The organism is Anabaena sphaerica FACHB-251 (genome assembly GCF_014696825.1).
GTDB lineage: Bacteria > Cyanobacteriota > Cyanobacteriia > Cyanobacteriales > Nostocaceae > RDYJ01.
In genome coordinates this window covers 330400-351455 of record NZ_JACJQU010000002.1, presented here as the reverse complement: position 1 = coordinate 351455, position 21056 = coordinate 330400, and the positions used below count along the sequence as shown (strand labels likewise).

19 protein-coding genes are annotated in these 21056 nt (G+C 38.7%); 11 read left to right on the top strand and 8 right to left on the bottom strand.

Annotation, left to right across the window (positions count from 1 at the left end):
* Positions 1-15: 15 nt before the first annotated feature.
* A complete protein-coding gene (locus H6G06_RS05275; protein ID WP_190557756.1) occupies positions 16-1347 on the top strand; it encodes a DEAD/DEAH box helicase in 1332 nt (443 codons plus the stop codon).
* A gap of 52 nt (positions 1348-1399) precedes the next feature.
* On the opposite strand, the gene H6G06_RS05270 is transcribed toward H6G06_RS05275, so the two are convergent.
* Positions 1400-2368: an ROK family protein gene (locus H6G06_RS05270; protein ID WP_190557754.1), complete on the bottom strand. Its 969-nt coding sequence runs from the start codon at positions 2366-2368 to the stop codon at positions 1400-1402.
* 75 nt (positions 2369-2443) lie between these two features.
* Positions 2444-3184 (bottom strand): Mut7-C RNAse domain-containing protein, encoded by a 741-nt coding sequence (locus H6G06_RS05265; protein WP_190557752.1) that lies wholly within the window; start codon positions 3182-3184, stop codon positions 2444-2446.
* Between the two features lie 652 nt (positions 3185-3836).
* Between H6G06_RS05265 and H6G06_RS05260 the strand changes: the two genes are divergently transcribed.
* The 4 genes from H6G06_RS05260 (at position 3837) to H6G06_RS05245 (ending at position 8414) form a co-directional block, all read left to right on the top strand.
* Positions 3837-4277 (top strand): hypothetical protein, encoded by a 441-nt coding sequence (locus H6G06_RS05260; protein WP_190557750.1) that lies wholly within the window; start codon positions 3837-3839, stop codon positions 4275-4277.
* An 80-nt stretch (positions 4278-4357) separates the two neighbouring features.
* Positions 4358-5341, top strand: coding sequence for a sucrase ferredoxin (locus tag H6G06_RS05255; RefSeq protein ID WP_190557748.1), 984 nt, complete (start codon positions 4358-4360; stop codon positions 5339-5341).
* Between the two features lie 225 nt (positions 5342-5566).
* Complete coding sequence (locus H6G06_RS05250) at positions 5567-7690, top strand: pentapeptide repeat-containing protein (RefSeq protein WP_190557746.1); 2124 nt, start codon at positions 5567-5569, stop codon at positions 7688-7690.
* Positions 7691-7835: 145 nt separating this feature from the next.
* Entirely contained in the window at positions 7836-8414 is a 579-nt protein-coding gene (locus H6G06_RS05245; protein WP_190557744.1) for a Uma2 family endonuclease, read from the top strand.
* A gap of 219 nt (positions 8415-8633) precedes the next feature.
* Here H6G06_RS05245 and H6G06_RS05240 read toward each other — a convergent pair whose 3' ends face one another.
* Positions 8634-9500: a zinc metalloprotease HtpX gene (locus H6G06_RS05240; RefSeq protein ID WP_190557742.1), complete on the bottom strand. Its 867-nt coding sequence runs from the start codon at positions 9498-9500 to the stop codon at positions 8634-8636.
* Positions 9501-9683: 183 nt separating this feature from the next.
* Here H6G06_RS05240 and crcB point away from each other — a divergent pair, with 183 nt between their 5' ends.
* The gene (gene crcB, locus H6G06_RS05235; protein WP_190557740.1) at positions 9684-10082 is read left to right on the top strand and encodes a fluoride efflux transporter CrcB; all 399 of its coding nucleotides are present in this window, start codon (positions 9684-9686) and stop codon (positions 10080-10082) included.
* Between the two features lie 108 nt (positions 10083-10190).
* Here crcB and H6G06_RS05230 read toward each other — a convergent pair whose 3' ends face one another.
* Complete coding sequence (locus H6G06_RS05230) at positions 10191-11795, bottom strand: peptide ligase PGM1-related protein (RefSeq protein ID WP_190557738.1); 1605 nt, start codon at positions 11793-11795, stop codon at positions 10191-10193.
* Between the two features lie 620 nt (positions 11796-12415).
* Between H6G06_RS05230 and H6G06_RS05225 the strand changes: the two genes are divergently transcribed.
* A complete protein-coding gene (locus tag H6G06_RS05225; RefSeq protein ID WP_190557736.1) occupies positions 12416-13273 on the top strand; it encodes an SDR family oxidoreductase in 858 nt (285 codons plus the stop codon).
* A gap of 294 nt (positions 13274-13567) precedes the next feature.
* Entirely contained in the window at positions 13568-13825 is a 258-nt protein-coding gene (locus tag H6G06_RS05220) for a hypothetical protein (protein WP_190558516.1), read from the top strand.
* A 255-nt stretch (positions 13826-14080) separates the two neighbouring features.
* On the opposite strand, the gene H6G06_RS05215 is transcribed toward H6G06_RS05220, so the two are convergent.
* The 4 genes from H6G06_RS05215 to H6G06_RS05200 all read right to left on the bottom strand — a co-directional run bounded on the left by H6G06_RS05215 (position 14081) and on the right by H6G06_RS05200 (position 18166).
* A complete protein-coding gene (locus H6G06_RS05215) occupies positions 14081-15628 on the bottom strand; it encodes a mercuric reductase (protein WP_190557734.1) in 1548 nt (515 codons plus the stop codon).
* A gap of 200 nt (positions 15629-15828) precedes the next feature.
* Positions 15829-16533 carry a TVP38/TMEM64 family protein gene (locus H6G06_RS05210; RefSeq protein ID WP_242039599.1) on the bottom strand — a complete coding sequence of 235 codons (705 nt, stop codon included), beginning with the start codon at positions 16531-16533 and terminating at the stop codon, positions 15829-15831.
* A 120-nt stretch (positions 16534-16653) separates the two neighbouring features.
* Positions 16654-17385 (bottom strand): TVP38/TMEM64 family protein, encoded by a 732-nt coding sequence (locus H6G06_RS05205; RefSeq protein ID WP_190557731.1) that lies wholly within the window; start codon positions 17383-17385, stop codon positions 16654-16656.
* 70 nt (positions 17386-17455) lie between these two features.
* Positions 17456-18166, bottom strand: a complete 711-nt coding sequence (locus H6G06_RS05200) for a TIGR04283 family arsenosugar biosynthesis glycosyltransferase (protein ID WP_190557729.1) — start codon at positions 18164-18166, stop codon at positions 17456-17458.
* 71 nt (positions 18167-18237) lie between these two features.
* Between H6G06_RS05200 and H6G06_RS05195 the strand changes: the two genes are divergently transcribed.
* The 3 genes from H6G06_RS05195 (at position 18238) to H6G06_RS05185 (ending at position 21032) form a co-directional block, all read left to right on the top strand.
* Positions 18238-18606 (top strand): hypothetical protein, encoded by a 369-nt coding sequence (locus tag H6G06_RS05195; RefSeq protein ID WP_338422913.1) that lies wholly within the window; start codon positions 18238-18240, stop codon positions 18604-18606.
* Between the two features lie 296 nt (positions 18607-18902).
* Positions 18903-19607 (top strand): PEP-CTERM sorting domain-containing protein, encoded by a 705-nt coding sequence (locus tag H6G06_RS27230; protein ID WP_242039598.1) that lies wholly within the window; start codon positions 18903-18905, stop codon positions 19605-19607.
* 189 nt (positions 19608-19796) lie between these two features.
* Positions 19797-21032: an LL-diaminopimelate aminotransferase gene (locus H6G06_RS05185; protein ID WP_190557727.1), complete on the top strand. Its 1236-nt coding sequence runs from the start codon at positions 19797-19799 to the stop codon at positions 21030-21032.
* Positions 21033-21056: the final 24 nt, after the last annotated feature.

The window sequence follows — 21056 nt, the reverse complement described above, 5'->3', positions numbered from 1 at the left end:
TATTTACGGAGTTCTATGTCTTTTTCTAATCTCGGCTTGTCCAATGAAATTATTCGCGCAGTTACAGAACTAGGATACACCAAACCCACGCCAATTCAAACACAGGCGATTCCAGCAGTATTAGCGGGTGGTGATTTACTAGCGGGCGCTCAAACAGGTACGGGAAAAACCGCGAGTTTCACTTTGCCACTTCTACATCAGTTGTCGTCAAACAACAACGTTAAAAGTAATCCTACTGGATGGATGCCTATTCGGGCGTTGATTCTCACCCCTACACGGGAACTCGCCGCCCAGATACAGGAAAATGTGCATGATTATGGTAAGTATCTGAAACTAAAATCAACGGTGATATTCGGTGGGGTAAGTATTAATCCGCAAAAACGGCAGTTGAAAAGCGGTGTCGATATTCTGGTTGCTACTCCTGGAAGACTGCTAGACCATCTGCAACAGGGAACGGTGAACCTATCACGGGTTGAGGTTTTGGTGTTGGATGAAGCTGATCGAATGCTGGATATGGGCTTTATTCGTGATATCCGGCGGATTCTGGCGATTTTGCCTAAGCAGCGTCAAAATTTGTTATTCTTTGCTACCTTCTCCGATAAAATCAAGGAACTAGCCGCAGGGTTGCTGAATCGCCCGACGATGATTGAGGTAGCACGCCGCAACGTTACCGCAGATACGATCGCACAAAGAGCTTATCAGGTAGACCGTGATAAAAAGCGTCACTTACTAGCACACTTAATTAAACAAGATGATTGGTATCAAGTTCTGGTGTTTACTCGGACTAAATACGGTGCTGACCGTCTGGTGAAGCAGTTGAATGAAGACCGCATTCAAGCATTGGCAATTCACGGGAATAAAAGCCAAGGGGCGCGTACCCACGCTTTAGCAAAGTTCAAGGATGGTAAGTTACAGGTACTTGTAGCCACCGATATTGCAGCTAGGGGTCTTGATATTAGTGAATTACCCCATGTTGTCAATTTCGATTTGCCCAATGTACCAGAAGATTATGTTCATCGTATCGGTCGCACAGGCCGCGCTGGTGCAAAAGGTGAGGCTGTGTCTCTGGTCTGTGTCGATGAGTTACATTTGTTGGCAGATATCGAAAAACTGATCAAGCAGCCGTTGTCATTAGAAGTGCTTGCTGGCTTTGGAATTAACCCGGATATTAAGCCTGAACCAATTCAAAATGGACGCAGACAAAAACCCCAACCTGGAGGTGATCAGGAGACGGCTGGCGCTACTGCTAAACGGAAAACGACACCACGGAGATCGGGTTATAAGGCAGCAAAAAAGTCTGGTGATAGTTCCTCTGCATCACACTATGGGAAAAAACGCGATCGCTAGGATAACAGGTGACAGGTGACAGTATATATTTTTCTGTTCCCTGTTCCTTAAATTACCGTACAACATCCAAACCCAAAGCCACAGCCCCCCACAATGGGGCTTCATCCCCCAACAACGCCCGCACAACTTCAAAATTCACTTCTGGTAATGCGGTTTCGTGTGCCACTTTGCGTACTGTAGCCCAAAAACTATCCCCGGCTTTGGTGACTCCACCACCTAAAACAAAGCGTTGGGGGTTCATTAAGTTGGCCACGTTACCAATTCCTACACCCAGCGCCCAAGCGGCTTTGTATAATACTTCTCTGGCTAGTTCATCACCATGCGCTGCGGCTACACTCACTATTTGCCCGGTAATTACGTTCAAATCGTTGCCTACCAAATATTTAAGTATTTCTCCTCTGGTGCTGGTTGGGGAATTATGGGTTTCTTTCTCCAGTAGTTCCCGTGCATTTTGTGCCATGTAAGGCCCAGAAGCTAAACGTTCTACACATCCGCGCTTTCCACATAGGCATACTGGACCGGCTGGATCTACAACTATATGGCCAATTTCTCCGGCCATGCCACCAGCACCCTGCCAAGGTTTACCGTTGAGTATCCAACCGCCACCTACACCTGTACTGATGGTGATGTAAAACAAACTATCATATCCACGACCAGCACCAAAGCGATGTTCGCCAACAGCAGCAACATTAGCATCATTATCTATGCTAACAGGAGCATTATATTCTTCTTCTAGCAGTTGTTTAAGGGGTATATTTTCCCAACCAGGAACATGATGAGAAAGTCGGACGAGTCCGGTGGCTGCGTCTACTGGTCCGCCAAAACTGACACCAATAGCATCTGGTTTGCGTCTATCTAATACAGATTCAATGAGCGATCGCATAATTTCTACATCACTCAAGGCATCTGCATTTGCAGGTGAAAGACGATTTTCATAACACAACCACTCCCTAGAACCAGCTTCCACTGTCGCTGCTGCTAGTTTAGTTCCACCAAAATCAAGAGCTAATATTAATGTCATAACATTTTCCAAATAGGGCATTAATTATATATTGGGTATTGGGCATCGGCAAATATATACCCCATTCCCTATTCCCTATTCCCTCCCCATTATCTCGGCAATAAAATTTTGCAGTCGTGTATAGTGTGACCCTTTCCAATAAATTTGCGTGCAGTCTTGACAGCGATGAAATTCATTTATCTGTAATTCTATATTTGCTGGTAATTGATCAATCACAGATTCTTTATCAACAGATACCAATAACCCATTACAACGCAAACATCTTTTAAAAGGTGATACTACTGTAAATAAATCGAAACGTTGCATAACTTCCAAAATTTGCTGTTGCGGTTGGGTATTCCTGACATAATAGCCATGAGTCACCAAACTTCGCATCAAAAGACCTTTATCACGAGTTAACAGAATTCTCTCTTGGTTAGAAGATATTTGTGCTAATTCTTCATCCCCATAGTCATTACTATATAAAGTATCAAAACCTAACAACCTTAAAGATGTAGCCAACTTACCCAAATGAACATCTAGCACAAAACGGATCACACTGGGTGCTTTTGGTCGTAGGGAAATGCTTGATGTATTCAGACTGGCAGAAATGGGATAGACATTAATATTGTCCTCATCCTGAATTATATAAGAAAAATTGACATATTCCCCATTAACTTCTATAGAATTAACTTCTGTATGAGGAATTCCAAAAGACTCAATCGTATCTTTAATAGAATTTCTTTCCTCAAAATAATGGGATATTTTTACCTGCTTCTGATGTTTGGGTAAAAAATAATTTAATTCAGCATTAAAACAGAAATATGCAACAGCCATAATTAGTAATTAAAATTTATCAATCAGAGGATGTTTTAAAAGTTTTTTATGTATAAATTAACCCCTCTCCAAACCTCTCCCCTGCAAGGGAAGAGGCTTTAAAATCCCCATTCCCTTGTAGGGAAGGGGGTAGGGGGTTAGGTTTCTGGCAATTGCTGGTTTCATACAATACTTTTCAAACAACCTCTCAAATGCAATGTTTCGTAATAAGTAGAGCAACATAACCAGATAGATCCCCGACTGCTCAAAGAAGTCGGGGATCTGGGTATTACGTTTTTTGAAGTCCAAGCTCTTTATAGCCTTTTGCCTATTTATTGGATTGGAAACTCTAATGATTATTGTATTAAATAATGATTAGACTTAGGTAATCCCGATCTAATGACAAAGATTAGTAAAAGTGAGAAATTTTCTCAAATACTTGCTTTTCTGATTAAATTCTGTTACAGTTGATACAGATGCTCAAAAATCAATCATAATAAGACTTTTAGCATCTTCGTGGTTGATGAACTTTGAGTACAGCACCACAGATAAAAACTCTTATCCCTCTTGCCATCTGCCTTTGGGCTGATCAGTTCAATTTCCTGATAATTCCTCCTGGGAATAGCTTTATAGTTTATATTTTTTTCGTAAAAAGTTGAGAATTATTATCAATATGAATACATCAATTGATACAATCCAACCTTGTCCAACTATGTCCTTAGATATAGAGACAACAGCTATTGAGGAGGATATAGATAATTTAGATTTAAGCAAAACTTCACAAATTAACCTTGCGGTGGGCAATATCGAAGCTTGTAATATTAATTACATTAATGTAAAGTATAAATCCAGGGCTAGTTGGTGTGACTCGACTGCAAAAAGGTTTAATTTATTTACCAAGAGCGTAAAATCTAATTTTATAAAAATCAATTTCCAGCAGGTAAAATTTTCTGAATGGCTTAATAAAATCATATACATAATAACCGTGTTTACTACGGAAGTAATAATCCTATTGATGCTGAGATTTGTAAATAGAGGATTTATTAACCGGAAATACTTTCAAAAACCAGAAGCTTATAAAGTGGAAAGTTGTTTTTACTTGTTTAATTTATGAACATCGACAGTAGTAGCTAGAAACACAATTTTACTTTTTCATTATCTTTGTCTATAAAATCGATTCTTGAGCAAATTAATATGAATACATTTTTCTGTTCTGACTATTCCCGACAAGTAGGAGAAGAAATTATTGGTAGTGCTACAAACTACCAAACTTATATTTTAGTAGAATGTCCTACACCTTGGATGTCAGAAGCCTTTAATTCCAAATGGGTTCCTGATAATTTACGGGTTTTAGTCTCTGAGGTGCAGCGTAGTAAATTACCGATTCGGTTTTTGTTAATTGCTAATGATGAATCACATAAAGTAGAACAAACAACTTTGTTGATTTATCAAAAACAAGAAGGTTTAAGTAATGGCTACCGCAAGCAAGAATTTAAGTTACCAAATATTGAACAAGTCGCGGGAGTTGTGCGGAAATGGTTATCAGGTGGAAATGCTGATTATCAAGTAGAAAATAGTATAACTAGAGATATTTTAGTTTGTACACATGGTAGCCATGATCAATGTTGTGCGAGATATGGCAATCCTTTTTATTTTCATGCTAAAAATACTATTTCTGAATTGCAATTTGATCATGTGAGAATTTGGAGATCCAGCCATTTTGGCGGACATCGGTTTGCACCAACAGCGATAGATTTACCAGAAGCAAGATATTATGGTGTACTGGATCAAGATTCATTCAAATCAATTTTAACTCGAACTGGTGATATACAATTTTTAAATAAAGTCTATCGTGGTTGGGGAATTTTGCCCCCGGTATTACAGGTTTTGGAAAGAGAAATAATTTTTAGTCAAGGTTGGAATTGGTTTAATAATAAAGTAGCAGGTAAAATTTTAGAGCAAAGCATGGATAATAATACAATGTTAGCAGAGCTAACTTTTGAAAATCCTGCTGGTTCTCTCTATACATACCAGGCTAAACTTGTGAAAGATGCTGTGAAAACGCAAGTTTTAAAGAGTTCTTGTCATGCTACACAAGAATGTTTGGTTGTTAAATATGCTGTAGCTAATCTTGTATTAGTTGATAGGAAGGTGGCTAGTTATGCGAATAATTATTAGTGTAATCAGGTAGAAAGTAGGAAGAAAAAAGTTTATTTTGTAGGGGTTTAGCATTGCTAAACCCTTATTTATTGAATCAAACGATTCAGTATTTTTCCAAAGATTAATTTTTTAGCCGCTTTGAGTACAGCAGACAGATGAGTTTAAGTGAATTTCGCCAAAAAATAGCATAAAGTCTAGCAAGTATGTATAAAATCTAATAAATAAACTCTTGCTGACGCGATTATGCCGCCAGACTATTCCGGTGAAAATCTCCAAGGACGCTCTTTTAAAGGTGAAAACCTGACAGGAGCTAACTTTAGCAAAGCCGATATTAGAGGTGCAAATTTTACCAACGCTATTCTTAAAGGTGCTGATTTTACTGGTGCCAAGGCTGGACTACAGCGACGTTGGGTAATTGTTTTACTAATAGTTGCGTTCCTAGTTTCAGCACTATCAGGGTTTTTCTCAATCATCATTGGTACAGTGATAACATTTATTTTTGATACCAAAAACTCTGAAATTTTTATTGCTCAAACAGTTGTCCTAGTTATGGTGACAGTCTTTTGTATTGTCACTATTCGTAAGGGTTTAATAGCCGGAACCGGAGTATTCGCCGTAACCGTAGCCTCTGTCATAGCTGTAGCCTTCGCTTTTGCTATAGCTGGAGTCTTCACCAGAGCCGTAGCTGTAGCCGGAGTCGGCGCTGTAGCTGTAGCCTTCACATTAACTGGAGCTTTTGCCGGAGCTTTTGCCGTAACCGTAGCCTTTACCGTAGCTGAAGCTAGAGCCGTAGCTGGAGTCGTAGTATTTGCTGTAGCCGTAGCCGGAGTTGGAGCCGTAGCCTTAGCTAGAACCTACGCCGTAACCGTAGCCTTCGCCGCAGTCGTAACCCAAGCCGTAGCCGAAGCAGTAGGTGTAGCTGAAGTCGTAATGTTCGTGCTTTTTAGCGATTACATTGGCTGGCGTAGTTTTTTTGGAGATGGAAAAGATGCTTGGATTCGTTCATTCGCTATTGCTTATGCTACTACAAATGGGACAAGTTTTCGTGGTGCTGATTTAACTGATGCTGATTTTACAGGCGCAACCCTGAAAAACACAGATTTCAGAAAAGCAAATCTAACGCGCACTCGTTTTTATGAAGCGAAAAAACTGGATTTTGCCAGACCAGGTAATACTATATTGAGTAACCTTGGTGTTCTCAATTTGCTCATTACTCTAAATGGTAGGGGTAAATCTTACACTGGTGCAAACCTCAGAGGTGCAAACCTGATAGGTGCAGACTTGAAAGAGGCGAATTTAAAAGATGCTGATATTGTTGAAGCTACTTTTGAGGGTGCTTGTTTAGAATGGGCAAATTTGACTCTTGCTCAAGCCGTCGGTACTAATTTCACGAATGCTCAAATGACAGGTGCTTGTCTGGAAGCTTGGAATATTGAAAGTACAACTATATTAGATAATGTAGATTGTCGCTTTGTTTATCTTTTAGAATATCCTAAACTGGGAACAGATGACCGTGAACGCCGTCCTAGTAGTGGGGAATTTAAACCAGGAGAATTTAGCAAATTATTTGAAGAGGTTTTAAATACTGTTGATTTAATTTTCCGCGACGGTATTGACTGGAAAGCTTTTGTTAATGCTTTTGGCAAGGTGCAGAACCAAAATGAAGACACTGAATTATCTATCCAGAGTATTGAAAATAAAGGTGATGGGGTAGTTGTCGTTAAGGTGAATGCACCTGAAGGCGTTGATAAAGAAAAGATTCACAGCGATTTTACTCAAAATTATCAATTAGCATTAGCAGCAGTAGAGGAAAAATATAAAGCAGAATTACAAGCTAAAAATAATGAGATAGTTATTTATCGCCAACAAAGTGCGGAAATGACAGAGATTGTGAGATTATTAGCGAATAAACCTATAAATGTTCAAGTTGATAACAAAGTGGAAAATAAAAATATGACTAACAGTAATGATTCCAGTCGTAAAGTTGAAATTGGTAGTGTCGGTAGAGATTTTAATGCTAGTGGACAAGCTTTGAATTTAGGTGAAATGGATATTAGTGGTACGGTAACAAATACTATTAATGAATTACCACCTTCACCCGAACCAGAGAAAATGGGAATTAAGGAAATTTTGACACAACTGCAAACAGCAATTGAAGCTGATTCTGATTTAACACCAAAAGATAAAGAAAAAGCACTCAAGCAAGTCAAAGCTTTAGCAGAAGCAGCACAAAATCCTCAAGAAAAACAAGATTTAGCAGATACAGCAATTACAATGTTAAAGGGTATTCTCATGAGTGTACCCACATTGCTTGAAGAATGTAGTAAGCTTTTGCCGCTAATTTCTGGTTTTCTGGGTTTAGGTTAAAAATGTCGATATGATGGGAGGTTCTACCTCCCGGAAAGCATTCCTAGTCAGAGACTGGGAACGAGGATTTTAATTCCGGTTCCCCCCTTTTTAAGGGGGGTTAGGGGGGATCAAAATATAATGTTATGGTCACGAGGTATGAATCATGACTTCTGTAACTTTACAAATACCAAAATCATTAAAATTCACAGATGATGAATTTGTGGAAATTGTGGATGCTAATAAAGATTTACGTTTGGAATTATCATCGGAAGGTGAATTAATTGTTATGTCACCAACTGGGGGAGAAACGGGAGAGAGAAACTTAGAATTAAGTGGACAAGTTTGGTTTTGGAATCGCAAAAATAATTTAGGAAAAGCTTTTGATTCTTCCACAGGTTTTAAATTACCTAATGGTGGTACTCGTTCTCCTGATGTGTCTTGGATAAAGATAGAAAGATGGAATGCACTCACACCAGAACAAAGAAAAAAGTTTCTGCCGTTATGCCCTGATTTTGTGATTGAGTTAGTTTCTGAAAGCGATGATTTAGAAGATACGCAAGCGAAGATGCGGGAGTATATTAATAATGGTTTGCTGTTAGGTTGGTTAATTAATCCTAAAGATAAACAAGTAGAAATTTATCGCCAAAATCAAGAGGTAGAGGTTTTACAATCTCCTACAAATTTATCTGGAGAGGATGTATTGCCAGGTTTTATTTTAGATTTACAACTGATTTTTAGTTAAATATGTAAATGTTTAAATCCCCGACTTTTTTAAAACGATGTTTTAGGGGTGTTGTATGAAACAGAAAAAGCCTCAGAGCCTAACCCCCCTTGCCCCCTTCCCTACAAGGGAATGGGGGTTTCAAAGCCTCTCTCCTCGTAGGAGAGAGGTTTGGAGAGAGGTTTTATATATTTGAACTTTTCAAACATCCTCTCAAAAAAGTTGGGGATATTGTACAAATTAATAACTACCTGCCAATTCTCTTTCTATTTTCAGCAATGCTTCCACACGCATTTCAGTTGCAGGATGACTAGAAAACAAATTACCTAGAAATTGCCCAGAAATCGGATTAATAATCAATAATGGTTCAAAGGCTGGATTAGCATTTAAAGGTATCTGTTTTGCTGTGGCTTCTAATCTTTGCAAAGCCCTAGCTAAAGCGCGGGGATTACCTGTTAATTTGGCAGCACCAGCATCAGCAGAAAATTCTCTGGTGCGGGAAATTGCTAATTGAATAATTGTGGCGGCTATAGGTGCAAGCATCACGGTTACTAGCACTCCCAAAGGATTACCACCTCTTTCATTATCTCTTGAACCACCACCAAACCACAGGCTATAACTTAACATTTGTGCCAGGAAAGAAATCGCACCAGCCACAGTAGCAGCAACGGCTTGAGTTAGGGTATCACGATTAATAATGTGGGTGAGTTCGTGAGCAATTACACCTTCTAATTCTTCCTCTGGTAATATGTTTAAAATGCCTTCAGTAACAGCAACAGCAGCGTGTTCTGGGTCTCTTCCTGTAGCAAAAGCATTGGCAGTTTGTCCTGGAACAATGTAAACTCCTGGCATGGGAATATTAGCACGGGTTGACAGTCTTTCCACCATGCGATAAAGTGCAGGTGCTTGGGCTTCGCTAACAGGTTGAGCTTTGTAAACTGCCAGGGCAATTTTATCAGATTGATACCAAGAAAATAGGTTTGTAACTGCTGCTAAACCTATGCCTATAATTAAGCCACTAGTACCACCAATTACCCAATAACTAATGGCAATTAATAAGCCACTCAGTGCGGCTAACAAAACAGCAGTTTTGAATTGATTTCCCATTTTGCACTCTCCTGTTAATGCTGCATAATTTTGTTGAATGAGTAGATAACAGCATTAGTTTAGCTATGTTTTGATTGTATCAAGTTCAATTTTGAGGTACAGTGATGAAAACCTATTGTATGGGTACGGTTTTCCGATTATATTGTCAAAATACAATCAGGTTATGCCGTTTATATCTCTACTATGCTACAAGATCCCAATTTGCGCCAATCGTTAGGTATTAGTTTAGGTGCGATCGCTGGTGCTTTAAGTCGCTATTATTTAACATTATGGTTTGCCCAAAGATTGGGTATTAATTTTCCCTATGGCACGTTTTTTATTAATCTCAGTGGTTGTTTAGCGATGGGATTTTTCACTACTTTGGCTGCTGAGAAAGTAGCAATTATTTCCCCAGAATTACGGTTGATGCTTGCAACTGGTTTTTTAGGTGCATATACAACTTTTTCTACCTATGGTTTAGAGTCTCTGGCTTTAATACGTAATGGTAATTTATTAACTGCAACTAGCTATTGGCTTGGTAGCGCCATTTTAGGAATTATCTGTATACAGTTAGGTGTATTTCTTGCTAGGTTTGGTAGCTAATAATAATCAAACGCAGATAAACGCAGATAAACGCAGATGGAAACATATGAATTCAGGAATTTGATGATTCAGAATTCTAATTTCTGAATTATGAATTATGACAATTTATCAATAATTATATCCATCCCCAGCAACAGGAAAAGCATAATCTGAAAATAGGGCATAATGATTGGGTTCATCACTAGTTTCTTGATCAAGAACTTTGACAACTTTGTTATAAATGTCTTCTGCTTGTTGGGGAGAATCACCAATACTTGTTAATCCCAACTTACCAAACTGAGAAAGACAACCCATGAGATGAAATACTGTCCCTGTTTCAGTTCCGCTATCAAAATGTAATCGGTGATGAGCAATAATATCCATTAAATCATTGGGTAATAATCCCCGATAGCGGTTTTTTTGTAAGTTGTCTGTAGCAACGTAATATTTAGCTTTTCCTTGCTGACTGTAAAATAAGCCAGTGGACAAGTCATAGCGTCCATTAGTTAATAATTTCAAGGTCATGAAAGGGTGAGTTGTTCCACCTTTGCGGAGGTTAATTTCAATAGCTTGAATATCCCATTTACCATTACCTTGATCTACGGTGACAAAATCAACGCCAAATCTTTCTAAAGTGCCTTTTTCTGCAAGCTTTTTACCTACTTGTAAACCTAATGTCTGTAATCTTAATCTATACTTTTCATCCGCAGGAAAGCGACAACCGAGATAAATTTGTCCGTCTGGACCTCCGAGAATTTGATCATGGGTGGAAAGAATTTCCACTTTTCCATCGGGTGTAATGCGTCCTTGGACACTGGGAGAAAATTTGATTTCACCTTCAATAAATGATTCTACTATTGCGCCTAATTCTGGAATACGTTGAGAAAAATTCGCCCAGGTTTCTTTTGTGGCTTGAAAGCGTAGATTGGAAAAGTTATTAATGATTGCTGATATTCTTTCACCATGAGAACTTTTCCCTGGTGCAACATCTATCAAGGGACGGAGATCCAAAAGAGCATTTCCTTCCCCAGAAATACCTTCATTCAGTTTTACAACCATCCGTTTTAATGTTGGTTGACGTTCCCATAAATCAGCTGCTGCTGTTGCTAAATCGGCAGCAGTTTTAACTAATTCGCTACCATCTGGATGGGGTACACCGCTTTGAGCAAAAATTTGCCGGCTACCACTTTTTGTACCCCAAATCTGTAAATCTGGTGCAGCAGCATACAGAGGTACATTCAATTTTAGTGATAATTCTGCTTCCCAAAAGGTGGAATTGTAACAAGCCATAAAAGCTTTATCTAACCGCAAAGCTTGACGAATTCTTTCTAGTAAGCGGGGACGTTCTAAAATTTTTTGACTGAGGGGTTTCAGGGAAGAATCATAAGTCGAAAGTAGTAATAAACGATGACGAGCGTGGGAGAATGGGATTCCGGGTAGTAGTTGTAAATAGTAATCAATAATGCTAGGATGTAGTGGCATTGAGGTTACATAAATTAACCTAGTGCGAGGATTTCGCAACCGCATCAAAGAAAATAGTAATCTTTCTTCATAATGTTCGCACCCTTCTATTTTTTGCAGTTCCCGTTGGTCGATGCTCAAAGAGGGGATAATTAAAATATCCGCTTCGCTGTTGTCAAATAACTCGCTTGTTTTCCAGCGTTCGCGCAAAGTTAATTGTAAATTGCGAAACTTATCAACCTGCTCTAACTCGGAAATATTCATTGTCACCATAACCCAGATCCCAAATATAGCCCAATTTGGCCTCACTATCTTAGGTATATCCCAAGGAAGACATGAGCAGATGATTTCGTGTGTATCTTTTTGTTAATTTAGTAAACAAGTGTAGATGGCGATTTTAGCTGTGATCAGTTTAAACATCGCCCAAAGTTAATTTTTAACTCTACTAGTTAAATTGTCAAGGCTGCGAAATTACCGATATTAAGCATCATGCAAAATCCATGATTGACAATGAATGAGGACTACATCTAAAGGTTGATAAAATTGACACTTTGTTTATTTCCATAGAACGATAAATAACCAGAAAATAACAGTTAAATTGAGAGCAGATGTGAAGGATAAATCCTGCATCAACAGAGAGTTGTGTACTTGTTTTCAGTGGTTGGATGAAGAGCGTGTGGGATGTGAGGAGGAAGCTTAAAAAGCCGCGCCAATTGCCAGAATTTCAGTGCGGCTAATATCCGGGGTAGGAAAAGTCTGAACTTGCAGAAGACTAGTGGGAGCGAAAGCAAAAAGTAAACCTTGGATGGAAATTTTCGATCCAAGGTTTACTTTTAGTAATTGGTAATTGAGCCGATACAGATTTTCAATACACAAATTAGGAGTGCATTATTATGGCAGCAAAAAAGACGTTACAACCACCACAAACACAGGAACCACCTGGTTTAGAATCAGAAATGAACCCAAAACCCAAAGCCGATGATGAACAATATCGGGGTAGTGGTAAATTAAAAGATAAAATCGCTTTAATTACTGGTGGAGATAGTGGTATTGGTCGTGCTGTGGCGATCGCATTTGCTAAAGAAGGTGCAGATGTAGCGATAGTTTACCTGCAAGAACATCAAGATGCAAAGGAAACACAAAACTTAGTCGAACAACATGGACGCAAAGCAGTATCTATTGTTGGTGATATTACTGACCAGAAGTTTTGTCAACAAGCTGTAGAACAAACAGTAGATGAGTTTGGTAAACTTGATATTCTTGTCAATAATGCTGCTGAACAACACCCTAAAAGTAACATTGAAGATATTACTCAAGAGCAATTAGAACGCACTTTTAGGACTAATATTTTCTCAATGTTTTACCTCACTAAAGCCGCGATGAAGTATTTGCATAAAGGAAGTGCTATCATCAATACAACATCAGTTACAGCTTATAAAGGTAATTCCCAACTATTAGATTATTCGTCTACTAAAGGTGCTATTGTTGCCTTTACTCGTTCCCTATCTCAAAATTTAGTCTCCAAGGGAATTCGTGTCAATGCTGTAGCACCAGGTCCAATTTGGACACCTTTAATTCCTTCAACTTTCCCAGAAGAAAAAGTAGAAACTTTTGGCGCACAAGTACCAATGGGAAGAGCCGGACAACCGGAAGAAGTAGCACCAAGTTTTGTATTTTTAGCTTCTGATGACTCTTCCTATATGTCTGGTCAAGTGCTACATCCTAATGGTGGAGAAATAGTCAACGGCTGATTTTTGTGTCTCACACCACTGAAACCCGTCCAAATTGGTGGCTCCCCAACTGGAAAAATTCCCGTTCAGAAGGCAGAATACTTGTCAGGTAACACCAGAAAATAAATTAGCTAATTTTGTGGGATGGGCATCCAGCCCGTCCTTTATTATTAGTGGTGAAGATGCCCGCAGCACAAGAAATTTGGGGATATTTTTTTATTTGTTATTCAATTTCCGCCATTAGAGGGATGATTGAACCTGCCATGATTGATAATCTATTTAGGGAATGAAGTATAATTAAGAATGAATAAGTCTATGGTATCGCCAACACAATTATATGGTACAGAACTAGTAGATTGTGCTAGAGCAAATGCCAAACAAGGAATTACAATTGCTGCTTATCAATGTGGCTATGGTGATGATGTCAAAACATTTGCTCAAGAACTACGCATAGCTTGTGAAACAATGAATTTAAAAGTTAAAGAACTCAGCGAACTGATTACCGACCAGGATATGATTTTGAAAATGGGTACTGGGGAAATTATTGCTCCTGAGACGGAATCAGAACTTTAAAGAGAATTCAGGAGTCGTAGGGGCGTTCGCGGAGCGTGCTGGAAGCATCAGCATTCGGAAAATAGCTTTGGAAAAAAAATTGATAATTGAACACTCGAATGCTTCGCCCGTACAGGAGTCAGGAGGGGCGAACAGCCGTTCGCCCGTACAGGAGTCAGAATAATTTTCAGATCAGGAATTAAAATAGATGCTCCTGATTAAATTTCTACTCATTAATTATTACCAATCTTGAGAATTTAGAACAAGATTAAGTAATTAGGAGAATTTTGTTAAAAATCCCAAAAGTTTTTTAGTTCTGGGTGTTAGTAGTGTACGTCGATAAGCGTCGGCTGCTTTTTTAATTGCTTCTGCTTGAGTTGGGTAAGGATGAATCACACTGCTTAATTTACTTAAACCAATTTTATTAACAATTGCAGTAGTAATTTCTGAAATCATCTCACCTGCATGACTAGCAACAATGGTTGCACCGAGAATTTCATCAGATCCTTTTTTGTGGTGAATCTTCAAAAATCCTGACTCTTCACTATCAGCGATCGCTCGATCTACATTATTAAAAGCAATTTTAATTGTTGTCACTTCCAAACCCATTTTTTCCGCCTCATCAGCGTACATTCCTACATGAGCAATTTCTGGATCAGTATATGTCACCCAAGGCATTACTAACTTACTCAGTTGAGAACGTCCCAAACCAAAAGGCGAAAACAATGTATTTTTAATCACAATTCGCGCTGCTGCATCAGCCGCATGGGTAAATTTCCAATTCATGCAGATATCACCAGCTGCATAAATATTAGAGTTAGTAGTTTGGAGATAATCATTTACCTTCACACCATGCTTTTTATCGTACTCCACACCCACCGCTTCTAAATTTAAACCTTCCACATTTGGCGCACGTCCCGCACCTACTAAAATTTCATTTACAGTTACTGAATCTCGATGACCATTTGATGAAAAATAAAGCCGCTTTCCTTCAGTTACTGTCACCACTTCTTCTAACTGACAATCTAGCACCAGGCGAATACCTTCATCACTCAAAACTCGTTGCAAAATTTCTGCTGCTTCCCGATCTTCTTTATTCAAAATGTGAGAACTATTATGAAATAATGTCACCTCACAACCCAAACGCCGGAAAGCTTGTGCCAATTCACAACCAATCGGACCGCCACCAATTACCGCCAATTTTTCTGGTTTTTGAATCAGCGAAAAAACTGTTTCATTAGTTAAATAACCCGCTGCTTCAATGCCGCGAATTTCTGGTTTAACTGCTCTTGCACCTGTGGCAATTACAGCTTTTTTAAACTTGAGAATTTGACCATCAACTGCTATAGTATTATTACTTGCAAACTTCCCACCACCCAAAAAAACATCAACACCTAAATTTTTAAATCTCGCAGCTGAATCATGATGACTAATACCTGCTCTAATCCGCCGCAACCTAGCCATAACTGTGGCAAGATCAACATCAATATGTTGAGAAATATTCACACCTAAATCTTTAGCTTTCCATATTTCACCAACTACACGAGCAGACCGAATTAGAGATTTAGATGGTACACAACCGACATTTAAACAATCTCCACCCATGAGATGTTTTTCAATTAATGCCACTTTTAAACCCAAATCTAAACCCGCAGCACCCGCAGCTACAACTAATCCTGCTGTACCCGCACCAATTACTACTAAATCATAACAATCAGCAGGTTGAGGATTCACCCAATTTTCAGGATGAACGTTAGCTACCAACCTTTGATTATACTCATCCATTGGTAGAACTGTGATTCTCTCAAATTCTAAGTTAGACATTAGTATTACCTCTAAATTGTCAAGTATAAATTATTTTGTAATTGTCTGTTTGAGTTAATCATTTCATGTGTTTTCTTTACAATACATATACCTTCAATAAGATTTTTTCAGTTTGATATTTAACATTTTCTGGAAAATAATGAGAAAGGATTACAAATTACATATCCCTGACGTGACTGGAAGCACTATTACAAATTATTTTAAGATACTTCTTGATCTAAAGCTGTCTTGGCTAATCGAGTCACATAAATTGTAACTGCAACTGTGGCAATAAAACCAACAATTCTAATTATCCATGTTAGAGTAGGATTGGTAGGTTGATTCTCAGTCCCAATCAAGGCTAAATTACCTGCTAAGGAACCGATATAAACATACATAATTGTACCGGGAATCATCCCCAAGCAACCGAGAAAATAATCTTTGAGAGAAACAGCAGTAACTCCAAAAGCATAGTTTAATAAATTGAAGGGGAATATGGGAGAAAGTCTCGTTAACAAAACAATTTTTAGTCCTTCTCTCCCCACAGCGTTATCAATAGCAGCAAATTTTTTGTTATCAGCAATTTTCTTAGTAACCCAATTTCTCGCTAAATAACGTCCTATTAAAAATGCTGCTGTTGCACCTAAAGTTGCACCGATAAATACATACAAAGAACCCCAGGCAATCCCAAACACAACTCCAGCACCTAAAGTTAAAATCGATCCTGGTAAAAAGGCAATGGTCGCAATTATATAGATAGCAATAAAGGCTATTGCTCCCACTGTACCAAGGCTATCAATCCACTGTAAAGCATTTCTTAAAATAGCTTGGGGATTGAAAGCAGATGGATTAACCGCTTGTTGTGCTAAAACTACATCCGGTTGCAATATCAAAACTATAAATAGTAATAACAAAGTTAATATCATTGTTCTTGAAAATTGATACATAAGAGTTTTCTTGACACACCTTTTTAATAGGTTTTGGATGGATCTGATTTTTGACAATATCATAATTTTGCGTTACTTATTACTTGGTTTTTTGCATCATTATTTGTCTACTGCTTCCACACTTTTTTTGAGGAATTTTTGAGCAATTTGGGTAATGTAAATACTAACAATAATTGTCGCCATTAACCCTACTATTTGTAGAACAAGTTGCCAAATTTTGCTTTCTGGATTAGTTGGTTGATTAGGTGCTGAAATCATGGCTAAATTAGTCGTTAGGGAACCAATATAAACATACATAACAGTTCCAGGAATTATGCCAAATGAGCCTAAAATGTAGTCTTTGATAGAAACATTTGTTACACCAAAAGCATAATTTAATAAATTGAAAGGAAAAAGAGGAGAAAGACGAGTTAATAAAACAATTTTCCACCCTTCTTGAGCAACAGCTTGATCAATAGCTTTAAATGTAGGATGTTTTTCTAATTGTTGACAAATCCAATCTCGTGAAAAATAACGTCCAATGATAAAAGCTAAAACTGCTCCCAACATAGCAGCAATTAACACATATATAGAACCCCAAAATATACCAAATAAGCAACCACCTTTTAGGGTTAATAATGAACCAGGAATAAATAATAATGTTGCCAAATTGTAGATAAAAATAAACGCAATTGGTCCCCAAATGCCTAGATTTTGTACCCAAATAATAGATGTTTGTAAAATTTGTTGAATGTTAACAAATTTGGTAATGATTATCAGGGTAGCAACTAGACAAGTTAATAATAATAGCTGGAGTTTGCTATTGAATCGGGATTTGTGCTTTGGTATCATGGAATTAACCTGATTTTTAGCAATTACCGATTATTATCTGCCAATATAAGGGAGTTAAATGAGAAACAGCTTAAATTCTCCTGAATTTTTCTCGACGATACCATTTACGGATGCGTTCTGGTGAAACACCGAATAAATAGGCAATGATTATGATTTGGTTAAGTAGGGTAGTCATAAAAATTCCCTTTTTTAACCATCTGCGGGGTGATGTAATTACAGGAACATCAATAATTGTAATTTTATTGAGACCTTTTAATCTAGTAATCAGTTCAAAATCTTCCATAATTGGCATTTGGGGAAAATTACCAACTTCTTCAAATGCTTTTTTGGTTAAAAAAATAGCTTGATCACCATAGGGCATTTGCCAAAGGTGCGATCGCCATTTTACTCCCCACTCTACCAGTCGCAAACCCCAATGAGGTGAATCTATTCGCAACGCAAAGGCACCAACTATAGTTGCTGGTTGTTGTAATGCTGTGCGAATCATCGCATCAAACCCAGTGGGTAAACGAGTATCAGCATGAAGAAACAGCAAAATTTCACCACTAGCGATCGCAGCACCTGTATTCATTTGTATAGCACGACCGGGAGCAGAAGAGATAACAGTTGCACCTAAAAATTGAGCTACAGATGGTGTACCGTCATTTGAACCACCATCAACAACAATTACTTCTACATTATTACTAGGTTGAGTGCTGCTAATTGCTGCTTTGAGATTATTCGCTTCATTGAGAGTGGGAATAATAATCGAAATTCGCGGAGTGTTAATATCTTGATGCACTATATCTAAACCAGATGAAATGAACTACATTCAAAATTCAAAATTTTTGTAAAACATAAATTTTAAGTAGCTTGGCACAATTAAATATAAAACCTCTCTCCAAACCTCTCCCCTACGAGGGGAGAGACTTTGACTCCCCTTCCCTACCAAAGAAGGGGGTTGGGGGGTTAGCAGTATCCAACGTTTTTGGCTCAAATATCACTAATTTAGCAATTTTGGGCTTTTATGATTTGGTCTACCTTCCGGGTAGTCTGTGGTCAAATATTAGCCAGATACATATTTTCACCTCTATTGTAGGCATGATCATGACTTCCGTAGCTATTACAGGGTTGATTTATCATACTGTCAGTCGTTCACGGATGTACATCACTTGGGATGGACTAGCTTTGATCATCCTATATATCAGTGGGATGTACGTGATATACCGCAATCTATTTTGATGGAGTTTTCAAGACACCCCCATACTGTACAGAATTCTACTCATATCTGGAAATTGGTGTAGGGAAAAGCTGACTGGGTAAGGATTCAATGTTTTTCTAACCCTTCCCATTCACCGATAAGTATTGCCACCCACCCGAAAACAGCTTTATGTTGACTTCAAACAAGCTCTTTTTATTTAAAGAGATGACAAAAAAGCTACTTTGCATATTCCATATTTTTTTAATGGGTCGTAGAGTGAAACACATCGGGACAAACAAAAGAAAAGTTACAAAAACAACTAAGGAGACCACCCTAAATGAAATCTAAATTCTCTGCTTTACTAGCTTCTGCTGCGATCGCCTCTTCTTTACTCGCACCCAGCGCAGCCCAAGCTTTCACATTATCTATCAACCCACAATTTGGTAGTACAGAAAATACTGGTGCAACAGCTGATTTAAACTATGATTTTGTGCAGCAGGGTAATGACGTTTTATTGAATATTGGTATAACAAACACTACTAACGGTACAGTTGCATTGGGAGCGACTGCTGCAACTCTGGTGGGTGTGGCTTTCGATTTTCTTCCTGGATTAAACTATACTTACGATCCCAAAACTAGTGCATTCACAAACACATACAGTAATGTAGATATACCTGGATTAGCTAATGATTTTGATTTCGGTATTCGTTCTGCAGGTCCAGGAAACTTTGTAGGTGGAAATCCCCAACAGGGTTTAACAGCAGGTCAATCTACTTCTGTTAGCTTTTTACTCAGTGGTGCTAACTTGTTAGCCAACTCTCTTGAACAGCAGTTTTTAAATGGTTTCCAAAATGGCTCACTTCAAGTCGGAGGCCGCTTTCAACAAGTAAATGCTGGTGGTGGTAGTGATAAAGTATTGGCTGGTATTCCTAACGTCACACCTCCTACACAATCCGTTCCCGAACCAGCTTCCTTGCTAGGTCTAGGTTTAGTAGCTAGTGGAATGGTAGTTGCCCGTCGTCGTCGCACCATTCCTAACTAATATTCCACATTACTTTAATAGCTGCACACAAGATTATGAAAACTTGTAAGTAGCTAAAAATTCTGATAGTCGCCATAGGATCATACCTATAGCGGCTTATTTTTTTCTCTATATAGAGATCCACAGCTACCAAAGATCCCAGCCATCAATTACAGTAAGCTATTTTAGTGCGTTTCTTCAAAATCTACGATGGCTACTGTTAACGACAACTACCTAAAACTCAAAGCTGGTTATCTATTCCCCGAAATTGCTCGCCGTGTCAATGCTTTCGCGCAAGCTAACCCCGATGCGAAAATCATCCGTTTGGGTATTGGTGATGTTACTGAACCCTTGCCAGAAGCTTGCCGGACTGCAATGATAAAAGCAGTGGAAGAAATGGGCGATCGCTCTACCTTCAAAGGATATGGCCCAGAACAAGGTTATGCTTGGTTACGGGAAAAAATCGCCGTGCAAGATTTCCAAGCACGGGGCGCAGCTATAGAAGCCGATGAAATCTTCATTTCCGACGGTTCTAAATGCGACTCAGGCAACATTTTAGAGATTTTTGGCAAAAATAACGTTATTGCCGTTACTGACCCTGTATATCCCGTTTACGTCGATACTAACGTCATGGCGGGTAACACTGGAGATGCTAACGAAAAAGGCGAATATGCAGGTTTAGTTTATCTCCCAGTCACTGCCGAAAACAACTTTACCGCAGAAATACCTACCCAAAAAGTTGATTTAATTTATCTCTGCTTTCCCAACAACCCCACCGGTGCAACTGCAACCAAAGAACATTTACAAGCCTGGGTAAACTACGCAAAAGCCAACGGTTCGATTATTTTCTTTGATGCGGCTTACGAAGCTTATATCACAGATCCTACCCTTCCCCATTCTATCTATGAAATTGAAGGCGCTAGAGATTGTGCCATTGAATTTCGTTCTTTCTCCAAAAACGCAGGTTTCACCGGAACTCGTTGCGCGTTAACCGTCGTTCCCAAAAACCTCACCGCAAAAGCCGCAGATGGTTCTAATGTAGAATTGTGGAAACTCTGGAACCGTCGTCAGTCTACGAAATTTAACGGTGTTTCCTACATTGTCCAACGGGGTGCGGAAGCGGTTTACTCTGAAGAAGGACAAGCGCAAATTAAAGCTTTGGTAAGTTTCTACTTAGAAAATGCCAAAATTATCCGTGAACAACTCACCAACGCAGGTTTAAAGGTTTACGGTGGTGTGAATGCACCTTACGTATGGGTGAAAACACCTAATGGTTTAAGCAGTTGGGAATTTTTCGATAAGTTGCTGCAAACCGTGAACGTTGTAGGAACACCAGGATCAGGTTTTGGTGCTGCGGGTGAAGGTTATTTCCGCATTTCTGCGTTTAATAGTCGGGAAAATGTAGAAGAAGCAATGAAACGCATCACTGAGAAGTTTAAGGTTTAGTAGGTTGTGGTGGGCATTGCCCAC